This is a genomic window from Haloarchaeobius marinus, from assembly GCF_051207415.1.
Taxonomy (GTDB): Archaea; Halobacteriota; Halobacteria; order Halobacteriales; family Natrialbaceae; genus Haloarchaeobius.
Genome location: NZ_JBPKGD010000001.1, coordinates 351,491 through 365,840, shown reverse-complemented (window position 1 = coordinate 365,840; position 14,350 = coordinate 351,491). Strand labels below are relative to the sequence as shown.

18 protein-coding genes are annotated in these 14,350 nt (G+C 67.3%); 6 read left to right on the top strand and 12 right to left on the bottom strand.

Annotation, left to right across the window (positions count from 1 at the left end; all coding sequences use genetic code 11):
- Positions 1-60 precede the first annotated feature (60 nt).
- A complete protein-coding gene (locus tag ACSC1W_RS01955) occupies positions 61-1,839 on the bottom strand; it encodes a hypothetical protein (protein WP_435344933.1) in 1,779 nt (592 codons plus the stop codon).
- Between the two features lie 173 nt (positions 1,840-2,012).
- Here ACSC1W_RS01955 and ACSC1W_RS01950 point away from each other — a divergent pair, with 173 nt between their 5' ends.
- Together ACSC1W_RS01950 and ACSC1W_RS01945 are read left to right on the top strand one after the other, a co-directional pair.
- Entirely contained in the window at positions 2,013-2,624 is a 612-nt protein-coding gene (locus tag ACSC1W_RS01950) for a DUF1326 domain-containing protein (RefSeq protein ID WP_435344932.1), read from the top strand.
- Between the two features lie 36 nt (positions 2,625-2,660).
- Entirely contained in the window at positions 2,661-3,452 is a 792-nt protein-coding gene (locus ACSC1W_RS01945; RefSeq protein WP_435344930.1) for a DUF2182 domain-containing protein, read from the top strand.
- A gap of 18 nt (positions 3,453-3,470) precedes the next feature.
- On the opposite strand, the gene ACSC1W_RS01940 is transcribed toward ACSC1W_RS01945, so the two are convergent.
- Entirely contained in the window at positions 3,471-3,815 is a 345-nt protein-coding gene (locus tag ACSC1W_RS01940; RefSeq protein WP_435344929.1) for a carboxymuconolactone decarboxylase family protein, read from the bottom strand.
- 121 nt (positions 3,816-3,936) lie between these two features.
- Between ACSC1W_RS01940 and ACSC1W_RS01935 the strand changes: the two genes are divergently transcribed.
- Positions 3,937-4,461, top strand: a complete 525-nt coding sequence (locus ACSC1W_RS01935) for a hypothetical protein (protein WP_435344927.1) — start codon at positions 3,937-3,939, stop codon at positions 4,459-4,461.
- 19 nt (positions 4,462-4,480) lie between these two features.
- On the opposite strand, the gene ACSC1W_RS01930 is transcribed toward ACSC1W_RS01935, so the two are convergent.
- On the bottom strand, positions 4,481-5,779 hold the full coding sequence (locus ACSC1W_RS01930) for an MFS transporter (RefSeq protein ID WP_435344925.1): 1,299 nt from the start codon (positions 5,777-5,779) through the stop codon (positions 4,481-4,483).
- 452 nt (positions 5,780-6,231) lie between these two features.
- Here ACSC1W_RS01930 and ACSC1W_RS01925 point away from each other — a divergent pair, with 452 nt between their 5' ends.
- From ACSC1W_RS01925 to phaC, 3 genes are all read left to right on the top strand, one after another.
- Positions 6,232-7,635: a carotenoid oxygenase family protein gene (locus ACSC1W_RS01925; protein ID WP_435344924.1), complete on the top strand. Its 1,404-nt coding sequence runs from the start codon at positions 6,232-6,234 to the stop codon at positions 7,633-7,635.
- A gap of 203 nt (positions 7,636-7,838) precedes the next feature.
- Positions 7,839-8,477, top strand: a complete 639-nt coding sequence (locus tag ACSC1W_RS01920) for a MaoC/PaaZ C-terminal domain-containing protein (protein ID WP_435344922.1) — start codon at positions 7,839-7,841, stop codon at positions 8,475-8,477.
- Between the two features lie 27 nt (positions 8,478-8,504).
- Positions 8,505-9,827 carry a class III poly(R)-hydroxyalkanoic acid synthase subunit PhaC gene (phaC, locus tag ACSC1W_RS01915; RefSeq protein ID WP_435344921.1) on the top strand — a complete coding sequence of 441 codons (1,323 nt, stop codon included), beginning with the start codon at positions 8,505-8,507 and terminating at the stop codon, positions 9,825-9,827.
- A 53-nt stretch (positions 9,828-9,880) separates the two neighbouring features.
- Here the strand turns inward: phaC and ACSC1W_RS01910 are convergent, their stop codons facing one another.
- The 9 genes from ACSC1W_RS01910 to ACSC1W_RS01870 all read right to left on the bottom strand — a co-directional run bounded on the left by ACSC1W_RS01910 (position 9,881) and on the right by ACSC1W_RS01870 (position 14,118).
- The gene (locus ACSC1W_RS01910) at positions 9,881-10,474 is read right to left on the bottom strand and encodes a hypothetical protein (protein WP_435344919.1); all 594 of its coding nucleotides are present in this window, start codon (positions 10,472-10,474) and stop codon (positions 9,881-9,883) included.
- A gap of 9 nt (positions 10,475-10,483) precedes the next feature.
- The gene (locus tag ACSC1W_RS01905) at positions 10,484-10,855 is read right to left on the bottom strand and encodes an SHOCT domain-containing protein (protein WP_435344917.1); all 372 of its coding nucleotides are present in this window, start codon (positions 10,853-10,855) and stop codon (positions 10,484-10,486) included.
- Positions 10,856-10,984: 129 nt separating this feature from the next.
- The gene (locus ACSC1W_RS01900) at positions 10,985-11,212 is read right to left on the bottom strand and encodes a hypothetical protein (RefSeq protein WP_435344916.1); all 228 of its coding nucleotides are present in this window, start codon (positions 11,210-11,212) and stop codon (positions 10,985-10,987) included.
- A 92-nt stretch (positions 11,213-11,304) separates the two neighbouring features.
- Entirely contained in the window at positions 11,305-11,469 is a 165-nt protein-coding gene (locus ACSC1W_RS01895) for a hypothetical protein (RefSeq protein WP_435344914.1), read from the bottom strand.
- 60 nt (positions 11,470-11,529) lie between these two features.
- On the bottom strand, positions 11,530-11,838 hold the full coding sequence (locus tag ACSC1W_RS01890) for a thioredoxin family protein (RefSeq protein WP_435344913.1): 309 nt from the start codon (positions 11,836-11,838) through the stop codon (positions 11,530-11,532).
- 132 nt (positions 11,839-11,970) lie between these two features.
- On the bottom strand, positions 11,971-12,387 hold the full coding sequence (locus ACSC1W_RS01885) for a DUF302 domain-containing protein (RefSeq protein ID WP_435344911.1): 417 nt from the start codon (positions 12,385-12,387) through the stop codon (positions 11,971-11,973).
- 87 nt (positions 12,388-12,474) lie between these two features.
- Positions 12,475-12,840 (bottom strand): SHOCT domain-containing protein, encoded by a 366-nt coding sequence (locus ACSC1W_RS01880; protein WP_435344909.1) that lies wholly within the window; start codon positions 12,838-12,840, stop codon positions 12,475-12,477.
- 65 nt (positions 12,841-12,905) lie between these two features.
- Positions 12,906-13,286 carry a hypothetical protein gene (locus ACSC1W_RS01875; protein ID WP_435344908.1) on the bottom strand — a complete coding sequence of 127 codons (381 nt, stop codon included), beginning with the start codon at positions 13,284-13,286 and terminating at the stop codon, positions 12,906-12,908.
- Positions 13,287-13,509: 223 nt separating this feature from the next.
- Complete coding sequence (locus ACSC1W_RS01870; protein WP_435344906.1) at positions 13,510-14,118, bottom strand: DUF7343 domain-containing protein; 609 nt, start codon at positions 14,116-14,118, stop codon at positions 13,510-13,512.
- Positions 14,119-14,350: the final 232 nt, after the last annotated feature.

Below are 14,350 nucleotides of genomic sequence, written 5' to 3'. Positions count from 1 at the left end.
CTCCTCGGGTCGAGTCGACGGTACGACCGTGTTCGAGGGGCCACGGCCGTCCCGTCTCGGTCAGGTGCGCCGGGCGGCGACCCACCCGAGCACGAGCACGCCGAGTAGCGCGCCGCCCACGCCGAGGGGGCCGAAGCCGGGCGACGACCGGCCGTCGACCGTCGTCGCCGTCGAGCCGGTCGTCCCGGTCCCTGACTTTGGTTCGTCGGTCGTCGTCGGTGCGGTCGTCGTTCCCTCGACCTCCGCCCCGTCGTCGACGCCGTCGCCGTCCGTGTCGGGGTCCGTCGGGTCGGTGTCGTACTCGGCGACCTCCGAGCCGTCGTCGAGCCCGTCGCCGTCCGTGTCGACCACGGTCGGGTCTGCGCCGACGTCGACCTCGGTGGCGTCCGGGAGGCCGTCACCGTCGGTGTCCGGGTCGTTCGGGTCGGTGCCGAGTTCCCGGACCTCGCGGGCGTCGTCGAGGCCGTCGTCGTCCGTATCCGCGGTGAACAGGCCGGACCCGGCGCGTTTCTCCTCGTCGTCCGTCAGGCCGTCGTCGTCGCTGTCGCGGGTTACGTCCTCGGGCGTCCGGTACAGCGACGGGTCGTCGGGCACGGGTGGGACGGCCTCGGTCCTGGCGTACTCGTCCAGCCAGTCGCCCAGGTCCTCGCCGCCGACGGCCTGCACGTAGTCGCGGAACTCGTAGTAGGTGACCTCGTCGCGCTCGACGTTCACCCGGTAGAACACGTCCGCGAGGGTGTAGTTGCCGCCGGAGCGCTCGCGTATCTCGGCGTCGAGCGCGGCGAGGACGCGACCGCCCTTGGTGTACGGTGCGGTGTCGGCCGTCCATTGCAGGTCGTTCGTCAGGACCGACCCCGCGTCCCGGTCGGTCGCCATCGCCCGGTGGAACGCTTCGAAGTCGACGGCGCCCTCGCGGTAGGTGAGCAACGCGGCGTAGTACTGCGCGCTGGCCTCGGTGAACCACTCCATCTCGGCGTTCGGGCTGAAGCGCTGGCGCGTGTGGAGGTACTCGTGGACCCAGACGTTGCTCACGTGTTCGGCCCGCATGTCCTCGTGGACCCAGAGGTCGGTCGGCCCGCCCTGGAGGCCCCCGCGCCGGATGGGGTCGGGGGCCACGAAGATTCGCACGTCGCGGTCGCCGCCAGCCACGTACAGTTCGTCGGCCGCGTGCGAGAGCGTCCCGAAGACCGTCTCGGGGCCGTCCTCGACCGTCGCGGCGTCGGGCACGACGAGCGTGAGGGTCCGGCCGTGGGCGCTGTGCTCGTAGCGCTCGTGGTCGCCGAGGAAGGCGAACTGCGTGCCGAACACGGCGTCGGACGTGGCACGCGTCTCGGTCTCGAACAGGCTCTCTCGCTCCCACGTGCCGTGCCAGCTATCGGTCGCGTCGCTGTAGTAACTGGCCTCGACGCCGTACGGGACGAGCGCCCAGTCGCCGGCGTCGTAGAAGTCGATGCCCCCGAACTGGGGGTTCCTCCGGTCCGCGGGCACCCTGACCGTCATGCTCGGCGTCGTCGTCTCCTCGTCCCAGCGGTAGTCCCACGTCAGTTTCGGTGCCTCGACGAAGCCGGTCTGGTCGAGCACGGTCGCACCGGCGGGCGTCGCGACGCCGAGCGTCTGGACGTCCGACCCGAGTTCGAACGAGACGGTGACCCGGACCGAGTCGGTGCGGTCGGGGGTCAGGTCGACGTCGACGACGCGGGTCACGCCAGCCGTCGCGTCGGAGTCGGGGGCGACCGACGCGCCCGCCTGGGGCGACTGGACGCCACCGACGACGCCGACCGGGAGCGTCGCCACGACGAGCACCAGTGCGACGACGACCGGGAATCGTCCTGGTTGCATCTCCTGGCCCGTTCGAGGAAGAGACGAATAGGGCTTGCCTTCCCCTGAAACGATTGTGACGACCGGGGCGCGTCCTGAAACCGAATCAGAACCAGTTAGCGAGGCCTTTCGGCGTGCTCGTCACGTTAGATATCTTTATCGTGTAGTGTGTTGTCATCTACCACTAGAGTCCGATGACAAACGAATGGACCATCAAAGGCGACTACGTAGAGGCGTGCAACTGCGACGTGACCTGCCAGTGCCTCTGGCTCGAACCACCCGACGACGACGTCTGTACGGTCTCGTTCGCGTGGCACATCGACGACGGTCACTACGGCGACGTGGACCTGGGCGGACTCAACATGGGGTTGCTCGTCCGTACCGAGGAGGGCGTCATCTTCGACCCGGACGTGGCGTGGCACGTCGTGCTCATCGTCGACGAGACGGCCACCGACGACCAGCGGGCCGCACTCGAAGAGATCGGGCTGGGTCGAGCCGGCGGCATCTTCGCGGCCGCTGCAGACACCCACGTCGAGAGCGCCGAGGTGGTGACCGCCCCGTTCTCGTTCACCCGGGACGGGTCGGACCTCTCGGTCGCTGCCGGAGACATCGTCGCCATGGACGTCGTCGGGAAGCCCGGCTTCGACGACACACTCGGAACGGTCGCACCACATCCGTTCACGAAGGACAGGAAGATGTCCACCGGGAAGTCCACCACCGCCACCGTCTCCTACAACGACGAGTTCTCGTGGGACGTCTCGGAGAACAACGCGTTCCTCGGTGACTTCGAGCTGGCGAACGCCTGACTGTGACGGGACGGTAACCAACCAACTCGACCAGTCATGCGTACACAGTTCAGAGACCGGTTCACCGCCCGGCGCATCCCGTTCGTCGCACTCGTCACCTACGTGGTCGCGCTGTCCGCCTGGGCGGCGATCGTCGGTCGCTGGCTCCCGATGCCCGGTGGAGCGATGGGCATGCAGATGCAGATGTCCGACCCGGGGGTGCCGGAGGCGATGGCCCTCTCGAACGGGCTGACCGGCATCGCCCTCTACATGGGCATGTGGGCCGCGATGATGATCGCGATGATGTACCCGACGTCGGTGCCCCTCTTTCGGCTGTACTACCGGACGCTCGACGGAACGACGACGACCGGGAAGGCTGCGCGGGTCGGGGCGTTCATGGGGACGTACGCGCTCGTCTGGACGCTGACGGGGGTGGTCCCCCTCGTAGTCAACGCCGTGTTGCCCATCGCCACCCTCGCGACCGAGTACACCGGACTCCTGATGGGCGGGACGCTGCTTCTCCTCGCGAGCTATCAGCTCTCCTCGTACAAGTACCGGTGTCTGCGGCACTGCAGGTCCCCCCTCGGGTTCCTCATGGGTCACCACCGGCCGGGCGTCCGGGGTGCCGTCGAGATGAGCTGGCAGTTCAGCGTCTTCTGCGTCGGGTGCTGCTGGGCGCTGTTCGCGTTCATGGTCGTCGTTGGCTCGATGAACATCGTCTGGATGGCCCTCATCACGGTGGCGCTCTCGCTCGAACGGACCGTCTCGTGGGGCGAGCAGCTGGCACGGGCGGTCGGGGTCGTCGCTGGAATCGCCGGCGTCAGCGTCGTCCTGGTCTCGCTGCTGTGAGGCCCCCCGATGCCGCCGTCACTCCTCGCGCTCGACCTCGAGCGCCAGGAGCGTCTCGTACGCGACGATGGCGTACGTCATCGCCGGCCCGCCACCCATGACGACGGCGATCTTGAGCGCGTCGACGACCTCCTCGTGGCTGGCACCGGCCTCCAGTGCGGCGTCGGTGTGCCAGAGGATGCAGTGGTCACACCGGGTGACGACGCCGATGGCGAGCGACATCAGTTCCTTCGTCCGGTGGTCGATGGCAGACGTCGCTTCGGCGGACTCGACGTAGCCGACGAACTGTTCGAGCTCGGGCGCCTCTTCCACCAGTTCTCCGAGCGTCTGCTTGAAGTCGGCCAGCTCCTCGGTTCGCGTCATGTGCTACCATACAGCTTCCAGGCACAACCCTCTGTGGGGACAGTCCCAGCTCCGGGGACGGAAGCCTCGCCGCCATCGGCCGTGACGTAGACGTACCCCCGGTTCGAACCAGTCCCGCGAGATGGACCCGACCGACGACGTACGCGTCACGCTCGAACTCGACGAGGAGTACCGCCGCGAACTCGCGGCCGGGAACGCCCTCGCCGAGACGACGTTCGCTATCAGGGTCGACGGGACGTATCTGGTCGGTGGTCCGGTCGGCGAACAGTCCGAGCCCGTCCTCCTCTACCTCACGAAGGTCCTCGACGGCCTCGACGAGGTGCTCGACGGCACGGAGCGGTGGTTCGGGTGTCTGTCACTGCCGGGCGGACTCAGGGTGACGCCGACCGACGGTGCCGTCAGCCTCTGGTTCGGGTACGCCGAGGGCTTCAACCCCGACGTTCCCGAGGCAGGCCTGCCCGTGAGCCAGGACGCCTGCGTCCGAGCGCTCCTCGGGGCGGGCCGGGACCTCCACGACGTCGTTCGTCGCGTCGAGACCCCGGTCCTGCACGAGAGTCGGTACGTGAATCGGTTCGAACGGACGCTCGCGTCGGCGGACCGGCGGTACGGCGGTCGGGCGGCGTCGGACGATTCCGGACGCAGGTGAGCGACGCCGTCGCCGAACGTCACTCCCCGTCCCGACCGGGCGACGCCGCCACGTCGAAGTCGGTCGGGTCGGCGTCCGCGACTGCCGGAAGGTTCCGGAGTCGAGGGCGCACGAGGAAGTACAGCCCCGTGAACCCGAAGCCGAACGCGGCCAGTGCCATCGTGGTCGTCGTCCCCAGCAGTTCGGCGACGACGCCGCCGACGAGCGAACCGAACGGCAGCGTGGCCCCCGAGGCAGTGCCCTTGATGGTGGAGACGCGCCCGAGGAGGTCGCGGGGGAAGACGGTCTGGTTCAGCGTCGACGTGAGAACGCCGTTCACGCCTGCGGGCACCCACGCGAGTCCGAAGAGGACGACCGCGAGCGCTGGCGAAGACACGGAGGCAGCGGCGAGCCAGCAACACGCGGCCACCGAGTTGGACACCAGCGTCAGTCGACCGTACGCGACGCCCTCCAGAGAGGGGGCGACGAGCGACCCGACGAGGCGACCGATGCCGAGCGCCCCGAGCAGCAGGCCGTAGATGGCAGGGCCACCGAGCGCGCTGCCGAACGCCGGCAGGATCGCGAGCGTCACGCCGACCGCGAGGTTGACGACCGCCGTGAGGAGCACCAGTTCGACGAAGACGGTTCCGCGAAGCACGTCGATACCCGTCCGCAGGTCGGCGACGTACGAGTCGAGCAGCGACTCGACAGTCGTCCCGGTTCCCCCGTCCGTGGCGGTGGACGTCGGCACCGCGATGCCGCCGAACAGCAGGGCGGCGAGGGCGAACGTGACCGAGTCGAACAGGAACAGCGCCGTGGTCCCGAACACGGCGACGAACACGCCTCCGAGCGCGTCGAACACCATGTCCAGTCCGAGCGTGACGGACGCGAGCGCGGAGTTGGCACTCGACAGTCGCTCGTCGTCGACGATGCGGGGGACGAGCGTCGCCTGCATCGGGGACATCAGTAGCGTCGCGAGCATCAGCACCGGGAGTATCGCGAACAGGACGCCGACGCTCAGCCGTCCGGTCACCGCGGCGAGCGGGAGGGCGAGGACGACGACGCCCTGGACGACCTGTGACCCGACGAGGACGGGCCTGAGCGGGAGCCGGTCGACGACCGGCCCGGCGAGTATCTGTAGCAACCACGGGAGCAACAGCACCGCGTTGGCGATTCCCGTGAGGACGGTCGAGCCGCTGAGTTCGAAGACGAGCCACAGGACGGCGACGGTGTAGAGGCTGTCCCCGGCGTTCGTCACGAACTGGCCGGCGAAGAACCGCCGGAAGTTCCGGTTGCGCCAGAGCGTGGACTCGCCATCACCCCGGGAAGCGGTGGTCATCGACGACCACCCCCGGTGTCCGTCGCCACTGCTTCGAGCCGTCGGTTCGGTTGCGAGCGATTCGTCTGTCCGTCGGGGGGCGATACGAGGTCGGACGAGCCCCGGACGTGTACCGGTGGCTCGGTAGATATCGGCATGTGCGTGTGTGTTCGGTGGGTGCACTGCGGCTACGAGACGTAGCGAGGCGAATCCGAGTGCTGCAGCTATCGGGCCCCTCGCGCGGCGGGCGGCGCGAGCGGGTCGTACACCGGACGACACGCGAACCGGCGAGTCATAGAACGGTTCACCCGGGACGTCGGCGAACCGAGATATAGATGTACCGGTCTCGTCACGAACGGGTCAGGAAGCGTGGCAGGGGCACGAGGAAACGAACCGAGTTCCGGAGCGCCCGGTGGAAACGCCACGTCCGCGGGGTGGGGAGGTTGAAGCCGGTTCGGGCCGAACACGTGGGTGTGACCGCATCCGGCGTCGGCTTCGACTCGCTGACCACCGAAGTCCACGACCACCGCCCGACCGTCGAGGGCACCGTCCCCGACTGGCTCTCGGGGACGCTGGTTCGCAACGGCCCCGGCCGCTTCGAGGCCGGCGGTCGTCGCGTCAACCACTGGTTCGACGGGCTGGCGATGCTACGCCGCTACGCCTTCGAGGACGGTCGGCTCCGCTACTCGAACCGGTTCCTCCGGACCGACGCCTACGAGGAGGCGATGGACGGTCGTCTGACAGGCCAGTTCGGCACGGACACGCGTGGGTGGCGGCGCGTCCTCGACGTCCTGACCACGCTGGGACTCCCCGAACCGACTGACAACGCGAACGTCCACGTCGCCTACATCGACGACGAGTACGTCGCACTCACCGAGGCCCCGCGCCGCGTCGCCTTCGACCTCGAGACGCTGGAGACTCGGGGCCACTTCGCGTTCGACGACGACCTGCCCGAACACATCACGGCCGCCCACCTCGTCGACGACCCCCACCGTGAGGAACTGGTCGGCTTCACCACCCAGTTCGGGCTGACGCCACAGTACCACCTCTACCGTGTCCCGTACGGGAGTCGTACCCGCGAGGTCATCGCCTCCATCGACGCGAACGGACCGGCGTACGTCCACGACTGCAGCGTCACCGCCGACCACGTCGTCGTCGTGGAGTCGCCGCTCGTCCTCTCGGTACTGCAGGCGGTGAACCCGTTCTCCCGGGGTGCGGTCGACATGCTCGACTGGCAGCCAGAGCGCGGGACGCGCGTGCTCGTGGTCGACCGCGATACCGGGGCGGTCGTGGCCGACCCGACGCTCGAACCGGCGTTCACGTTCCACCACGTCAACGCCTACGTCGACGGCGGGACGGTCGTCCTCGACCTGGTCGAGTTCCCGGACGGCGACATCGTCGACTCGATGTCGCTGTCCGAACTCGACGGCGGCGGCCTCCCGGCCGTGCCCGACGCCCACCTGCTGCGGTACCGCATCGACCTCGACGCGAACACGGTCGACAGGACGCGACTCTACGACGGCGGGATGGAACTGCCACGCGTCGCCCGCCCGGTCGTCGGCCGCCGACACCGCTACGCGTACGGCCAGTCGACCGACCGCGCCGGCGCGAACGGACTCGTCAAGGTGGACTGCGAGACGGGGACCGCCAGGGAGTGGTGGAAGCGCTCGGTCTACGTCGAGGAACCGGTCCCCGTCCTGCGTCCCGGTGCCGAGGACGAGGACGACGGCGTCGTCCTCGCGACGGCGCTGGACAGCGACCGCGAGCAGACGGTGCTCCTGGTCTTCGACGCAGAGACGCTCGACGTCGAGGCACAGGCGTCCCTCCCACACGCGGAGCCGTTCGGGTTCCACGGTCGCTTCTTCCCGAGCGTCTAGGCGTCGGGCGAGGTCGTCGAACTTCTCGGGCGTGACGGGATGGGTATCGTCGCAGGTCGGCGAACCGTGGCCGACGGCCGCCCCTTTGCTAGTGAGTACCATGCACACGTTGATGGTGAACCACGACGTACTCCTCAGAACGGCTATCGAACAGAGTCCCGACCGAAGAACGATGTCACCCAGGAGAGCGTCCGACTGCACCGATGCCAGTTGACCCCGTGTGCGGGATGGAGATTCCGACCGACGCCGCCGAGGCGACTGCCGAGTACGAGGGGGAGTCGTACTACTTCTGTTCGACGGACTGCGAGGACCTGTTCGCGAGCGCACCGCAGAAGTACGTCGACACCCCACACCCGCACCTCGTCGAAGCGGGCGGAGTCCGCCTGCCTCGGCTCCCGTACGGCCGGGCCAGGGGAACGTTCGACCTCTCGATTTCGGACCCCACGGCGCTCGAAGAGGGTGACAGCGTCAGCTTCACGAAGACGATAACCGAAGACGACGTCCGGAAGTTCGCCGAGGCGACGAGCGACACGAACGCCCTGCACCTCAACGACGCGTTCGCCGAGAAGACCCGGTTCGGTCACCGCATCGTCCACGGGACGCTCGTCTCGGGACTCATCAGCGCCGCACTCGCGTGTTTCCCTGGACTCACGATATACCTCTCGCAGGACCTCGACTTCCGGCGGCCGGTCGACGTCGGCGATTCGCTGACTGCACGGTGCAAGATCGTCGACGAACTCGAAGACGAGCGGTATCGACTCACGACGCGCATCGAGAACGCCGCTGGCGAAATCGTCCTCGACGGGACGGCGACGGTGTTGATCGACCCCCTCCCCGAGTGAGTCGTTCGGACAGGCGACCCGAGGAACATGAACCCGTTCACAGCACCCCTGGACCTCCAGCGACGAACGTTCACACGAGGAGCGGACGTACTCGAGAAGACGCGACTCCTTCCGGAGCGAATCGACGACCTCGTGTCGGTCGAGGTCGGAGGGACGCCGAGCGACGTCGTCTACTCCGAGAACAAACTCGACCTCCTGCACTACGAGCCCGTCACGGACGACCCACACGGCGTCCCGCTCCTCGTCGTCTACGCGCTGATCAACCGGCCCTACATCCTCGACCTCCAGCCCGACAAGAGCGTGGTTCGACGGTTCCTCGAAGACGGCTTCGACGTCTACCTCGTCGACTGGGGTGAACCGTCGCGGCTCGACGCGTCCCTGACCCTCGGCGATTACGTGAATCGATACGTCGACAACTGCGTCGACGTCGTCCGAGAGCGAACCGGCACCGACGCGGTCGACGTGCTCGGCTACTGCATGGGTGGGACGATGAGTACGATGTACGCGGCGCTGCACCCGGAGAAGGTCGACGCACTCGGGCTCATGGCGACGGGACTGTGTTTCGACGGGACGGGCGGTATCCTCGAACGCTGGGGGAGCGAGGCGTTCTTCGACCCGGAATCGCTCACGGACGCCTACGGGAACGTCCCCGCGGAGTTCCTCGCGGCGGGCTTCGCGCAACTGAACCCGGTCGAGACGAGCATCGGGAAGTACACCATCCTGCTCGACAACCTCGACGACGGGGCGGCCGTCCAGAACTTCGGCCGGATGGAGCGCTGGGTCCGTGACGGGGTCGACGTCGCGGGGGAAGCCTACCGGCAGTTCGTCGAGGACGTCTACCAGGCGAACGCACTCTACCGGAACGAGCTCGTGCTGGACGGCGAGCGCGTCGACGTCGAGAACATCACGATGCCGGTACTACAGATCGTTGGCTCGTTCGACCACCTCGTCCCGCCGGAAGCGAGCAAGCCGTTCACCGACGTCATCCCGAGCGAGGACACCGACGTCTACGAGTTCCCGACCGGTCACGTCGGGATGGCCGTCTCGGACAAAGCCCACGCCGAGCTGTGGCCCCGCGTCGCAGCGTGGTTCCGCGAACGGTCCGTGGCGCCGACCGAGAACTCGGCTGCCGTCGAGACCGACGAGGATGCAGGGCGAGCCGGCCGAGAACGGTCGTTACAGACGCTCGATGGCGTCGGCCCAGCGTTCGAGGAGCGTCTCCGTGAGGCGGGTATCACGACGGTGGGGCAACTCGCCGGGGCGGAGCCGGCGGTTCTCGCCGATAGACTCGACATCGGCGAATCCCGGGTTGCGTCCTGGGTCGAACAGGCGAGAGAACGGGTCAGCTGATTCGACGGGTCGCTGGAAGCTGAACTGGTGTCCCCTCCGAGCGACCAGCACCGTTACGAAACGACGATTCCACCGTCGAGGTCCATGTAGGCGTGTCCGTAGCCACAGTCGGTGAGACAACTGAGCGTGTAGTCGCCGCGACGTGTCGCACGGAGCCGTCGAACGACGGGGCTGGTGCCACTCCGGGGGAGTGCAACGGGATGCAGCATCATGCCGCCACCCATGTGGAACTGGCCGGACGGCATGATCGCGAGACTGTGGTCGGGGAACCGCTCGTTTGCGTCCTCCAGCAGTTCGTGGAGGTCGTCGTTCGGCGGGGGTGGGATGCGTTCCTCGTTGCGTTCTTCGAGCGCCTCGTGGTCGGGGAGTGCCCGGCGAATCGCCGGTGGAAGGGACTGGACGGCCCGACTCGCGCTGGTGTTGAACGCGACGACCTCGAGCACGTCGCCACGTCGCAGGCTGACCCGAGTTCGCTCCGCGCCGGAGTCGTCGAACACGACGAAGCCCCAGTGGTACGCACCGACGTAGACCGTCCTGTCGACGTCGTCGTCGCTTCCCGGGAGATTCCCGAAGACGCATCCCGAGAGGCTCGCGGTGCCGGCTCCGAGCGCCGCCAGGAACGCACGCCTGTGGGCCGTCTGGGACATGGTCGTGGACTACTGGGACTCCTCGCGGCTGAGTCTCGCACGACGTTCCTCGAACTCCTCGTCGGAGAGGTCGCCGCGAGCGTACGCCATCCGGAGTTCCTCGAGCGCCCGGTCGGCGCTCGTCGACGACCCGCCACTGCCTGCGAGCCCGCGATAGAGGAGGTATCCGAGGCCGACAAGCACGACGAGAAAGACGAGCAGCATCACGAAGCCGAAGAGTGGCGAGAAGCTACTGGCCATCCCGCCACCCCACCACCAGCCCATCATCCCCATCATCGGCAACATGACGAGCATCATCAACAGCGGGAACAGGACGATCACGGCGAGTATCAGCAGGACGATGCGGACCAATCCGTCGTCGGAGGTACCGTCGGTGGACATCGTGAACCACTCGGACGTTCGGAGACTGACTCCATAAAGCTGGTTGGCTGTTGGTGCTGTGCGAGTGATGGACGCTGATTCGGAGAACCGTCGGTTCGATGCGCTCCGCGGGCCACGAATCGAGTGCGGTCAGCAGCAGTCGGGGTCGTCGGGCGACCACTGGCACGCGTCGCCCGTCGTCAGGCCGTTCTCGTCGACGTACGTCGAGAGACACGCGTAGTTGCAGAAGTACGTCGGCGACCCGCAGTCGTCGGTACAGTCGCGTACGCAGATGGGGTCGTGGTCGAAGATCATCGACCCGCAGTACGCACACGTCTCGTCGGCGTCGGGGACTTCGACGGTCGTGGTCGGAGCCATGTCTGTACTACTGGCGAGCGCCGGGAAAGAAGTTTGCCTGTCGAACGACTGGCCGCTCCGACGTGAGCCGGGCGGTTCGTGGGACCGGACCGCTAGAACTCCATCGCGCCGATCATCGGTTCGCCCACGCACTTCGGACAGACGTCCGTCCCGTACGCGTCCATACAGTCGCGGTGGCAGCAACACCCGCAGTGCTCACAGACGAACACCTCGTCGTCGCGGTCACACTTCGCGTCGCAGATGTAGCACCGGACCATCGTCCTTCGAACCTACGCTGGCTGTCGGCTTAAACCCGGCCTGTGCGTTCTGGCAGTCGGTCACCCGCGAACGAAGTCGACTATGCGCTGGGTGAACCCCGACGACTGCTGGTTCGCGTCTTCGATGGCCACCTCCAGGTCGGCCCGGTCGACGACCCCGACGAACTCGGCGGTCCGGTCGCCGTTCGCGTAGACGAGCGTCGTCGGCGTCTTCCGGACGCCGTACTCCTCGGCCGTCTCCAGGTCGGTCTGGATGTCGACCTCACGGAACTCGACCTCCGGGAACTCGGCTTCGAGTCCGTCGTTCTTCTCTCGCTGTGTCGCGCACGCTCCACACGTCTCCTGCGTGAAGAGGATGACTTCGGTCACAGTTCGTGGTACGGCCTTGTCTTTTAACCACATTTCTGTTCACTACCAAAGGCTGTGGCCGCCTCGACGATTGGATTCGAAAGCAGGGACGGTCGTCGTACTCTCGAGTCGGTGCGGCGAGACCCTCGCGACTCAGTCGTCCGACGCGGATTCGAGTTCGTCGGTGACGGTCGAGAGCGCGCGCTCGAAGCGGTCGTGGACCTCCGACCCGATGGATTCCAGCGCCGGGTTGTCTGTGATGCCCACGAGCCGTTCCGGGTCGACCGCACTCACCACGACCTCTCCGTCGTCCGTCTCGTACACGACGACGTTACACGGGAGGAGGGCACCGAGTTCGACCTCCTCCGTGAGCCCCTCGTGGGCCAGTGGCGGGTTGCACGCGCCGAGGATCCGGTACTGCTGGAAGTCCGCATCGATTTTCTTCTCGAACGTCGCCTGGACGTCGATGTCACAGAGGATGCCGAACCCCTCGTCCTCGAGCGCCGCGACCGTCGTGTCGACGACGTCGTCGAAGTCAGCGGTCACGGAAACTGGTATTGTGTACTCCATACAATTCTCTTGTCTCGCGGACGTCCTTAACGGTGCCGTTCGACCGGGACCGTCACCGGGTCGGGCGGGAACGCGGTGCCGGTTCGCTCACCCCGCCCGTTCGAGGCGGTCCCGTCGTCGTTCGAACTCCTCGTCCGAGAGGTCCCCCCGGGCGTAGCGCTCGCGGAGGACCGACAGCGGTCGTCCGTCGCCCTCGTTCCCGTCGGCGCCACGTGCGAGGAGCGAGTAGGCGAGGTAGACCGGGACCCCGATCAGGAGCCCCATCCAGAGGAGGCCCCAGAGGCCCATCGTCCCGCCGAAGAGCCCCAAGCCACCGCCACCACCCATCACGCCGCCACCGAAGCTTCCCCCGTCGTGGGCAGCAGCGGTCCCGGTGGCGACGACGAGCAGGGGGATGGCGAGCGTCGCTATTCGGCGAGCAGTGCGTCCGAGGGTGTCGGTGATGAGAGTCATGATTCGAGTTGTCTCGTGGGGTCGTTCGTCAGGGCGATCGCGGACGTGGTGTCACGGGAGGGGAGTCAGCACCCCTGCCCGTACGGTCCACCACCGTGGCCGTCGTAGCCGCCACCGTGGCCGTCGTAGCCGCCACCGTGACCGTCGTAGCCGTGACCGTCGTGGCCATCGTCGTAGCCGTGCCCGTGACCGTCAGCCACGTCGCGGCCCATCTCGTCGATGGACGCTCCCATGTGCGACTCCATCCACTCGATGGCACCCGGGCCCACGTGGTCGGTCACGTGCCCGTCCATCCAGTCGGCCCAGTCGGCTACGGTGCCGTCGTACGGGGGCGCGTCGTCAGCAGTCGATTCGTCGCCGTGTGCGCTGACCACGGGCGCGGCGAACGCGAGTCCGAGGACCGCGAGCGCCACGAGCAGCCAGCGTCCGAGTTCGAAGTTGGTCATCGTTTTTCTCCTCAGGTAGTCGTAGGACGGGTCGGGAGTTATCCGCGTGGGTGTGAACTCACGCAGGAGAACGTTCGAGAACGTGTATAGAGCGTTCTAATCGTTTCTCTCGTACGAGACCGTTCACGACGGCCGAATCCGAGACGTCTCACCGTTCCAGAATCGGTGGTCAGCCGATTGCAGGGCTCTCGACTCCGGTTCCGAGAGATTCCTGCATCTGCGGCTAGTGGCCCTGGTTCTGGCGTAGTTCGTCGCTCGGGTATATCCGATACGTCCGCCCCTGGCGCTCGCGATACAGCAGGCCGCGTTTCTCGAGCGCGCTCACCGTCTGGCTCACCTTGCTCTTCGAGAAGTCAGAGCGGTCGCGCAACTCTATCTGCGTGATGCCGGGGGAGGAGAGCACCGGTTCGAGAACCCGGCGTTCGTCGTCCGGGAGGAGGTCGAGTACGCGGGCCCGGGGCTGTGCTTCCGGGGTGATCGGTTCCTCCGGTGCGTCGTCGACGGTCGGTGTGTCGCCCTCCGGTGCGTCGTCGACGTCCCTGTCGGTCGAACCCGGCGTCTCGGTCGTCGGTCGACCACGCGCAGGCGTTCCGGTGAGGTCGTCACGGACGGCGAGATAGAGCCCACCGACGACTCCAGCGACGAGCAGCGTCCCGAGGACGTACCAGAGCGGATTCGTCCCGTGGACAGTGCCCATCGACGTCCCCATCATCGACCCCATCTGGTCCAGGGCCCGCTGCTGCTGGTACGCTTGCAAGCTGAGCGCACCGCCAACGACGAGGACGGTGGCGACGACGAGACCGGCGACGGCGTCTGCCTGCCGTCGGTTCATCTGCCCCACCCCGGTCCGGCGTGTAGCCAGGTCATACCTCCTTCTTTGGTCGACGCCCCCGTACCAGTTTTGATTCCCCCCTCGCCGCGGTTCCTGTGCCCCCGGGCAGCCGCTTCCCAGAGAACCGGGCGTACCACACCTGCTGCGTGCCGAGGACGGCGGAACCCGAATAGACGACGGTATCGTGGACGAGGCGGCTTCGATTCCAAAGGACTGTGCCCGTATCAGCCGG

What these genes read in the sequence shown, in the direction of transcription:
- ACSC1W_RS01955 (WP_435344933.1), bottom strand. Translation starts at nt 1,839, where the DNA reads ATGCAACCAGGACGATTCCCGGTCGTCGTCGCACTGGTGCTCGTCGTG.
- ACSC1W_RS01950 (WP_435344932.1), top strand. Translation starts at nt 2,013, where the DNA reads ATGACAAACGAATGGACCATCAAAGGCGACTACGTAGAGGCGTGCAAC.
- ACSC1W_RS01945 (WP_435344930.1), top strand. Translation starts at nt 2,661, where the DNA reads ATGCGTACACAGTTCAGAGACCGGTTCACCGCCCGGCGCATCCCGTTC.
- ACSC1W_RS01940 (WP_435344929.1), bottom strand. Translation starts at nt 3,815, where the DNA reads ATGACGCGAACCGAGGAGCTGGCCGACTTCAAGCAGACGCTCGGAGAA.
- ACSC1W_RS01935 (WP_435344927.1), top strand. Translation starts at nt 3,937, where the DNA reads ATGGACCCGACCGACGACGTACGCGTCACGCTCGAACTCGACGAGGAG.
- ACSC1W_RS01930 (WP_435344925.1), bottom strand. Translation starts at nt 5,779, where the DNA reads ATGACCACCGCTTCCCGGGGTGATGGCGAGTCCACGCTCTGGCGCAAC.
- ACSC1W_RS01920 (WP_435344922.1), top strand. Translation starts at nt 7,839, where the DNA reads ATGCCAGTTGACCCCGTGTGCGGGATGGAGATTCCGACCGACGCCGCC.
- phaC (WP_435344921.1), top strand. Translation starts at nt 8,505, where the DNA reads ATGAACCCGTTCACAGCACCCCTGGACCTCCAGCGACGAACGTTCACA.
- ACSC1W_RS01910 (WP_435344919.1), bottom strand. Translation starts at nt 10,474, where the DNA reads ATGTCCCAGACGGCCCACAGGCGTGCGTTCCTGGCGGCGCTCGGAGCC.
- ACSC1W_RS01905 (WP_435344917.1), bottom strand. Translation starts at nt 10,855, where the DNA reads ATGTCCACCGACGGTACCTCCGACGACGGATTGGTCCGCATCGTCCTG.
- ACSC1W_RS01900 (WP_435344916.1), bottom strand. Translation starts at nt 11,212, where the DNA reads ATGGCTCCGACCACGACCGTCGAAGTCCCCGACGCCGACGAGACGTGT.
- ACSC1W_RS01895 (WP_435344914.1), bottom strand. Translation starts at nt 11,469, where the DNA reads ATGGTCCGGTGCTACATCTGCGACGCGAAGTGTGACCGCGACGACGAG.
- ACSC1W_RS01885 (WP_435344911.1), bottom strand. Translation starts at nt 12,387, where the DNA reads ATGGAGTACACAATACCAGTTTCCGTGACCGCTGACTTCGACGACGTC.
- ACSC1W_RS01880 (WP_435344909.1), bottom strand. Translation starts at nt 12,840, where the DNA reads ATGACTCTCATCACCGACACCCTCGGACGCACTGCTCGCCGAATAGCG.
- ACSC1W_RS01875 (WP_435344908.1), bottom strand. Translation starts at nt 13,286, where the DNA reads ATGACCAACTTCGAACTCGGACGCTGGCTGCTCGTGGCGCTCGCGGTC.
- ACSC1W_RS01870 (WP_435344906.1), bottom strand. Translation starts at nt 14,118, where the DNA reads ATGAACCGACGGCAGGCAGACGCCGTCGCCGGTCTCGTCGTCGCCACC.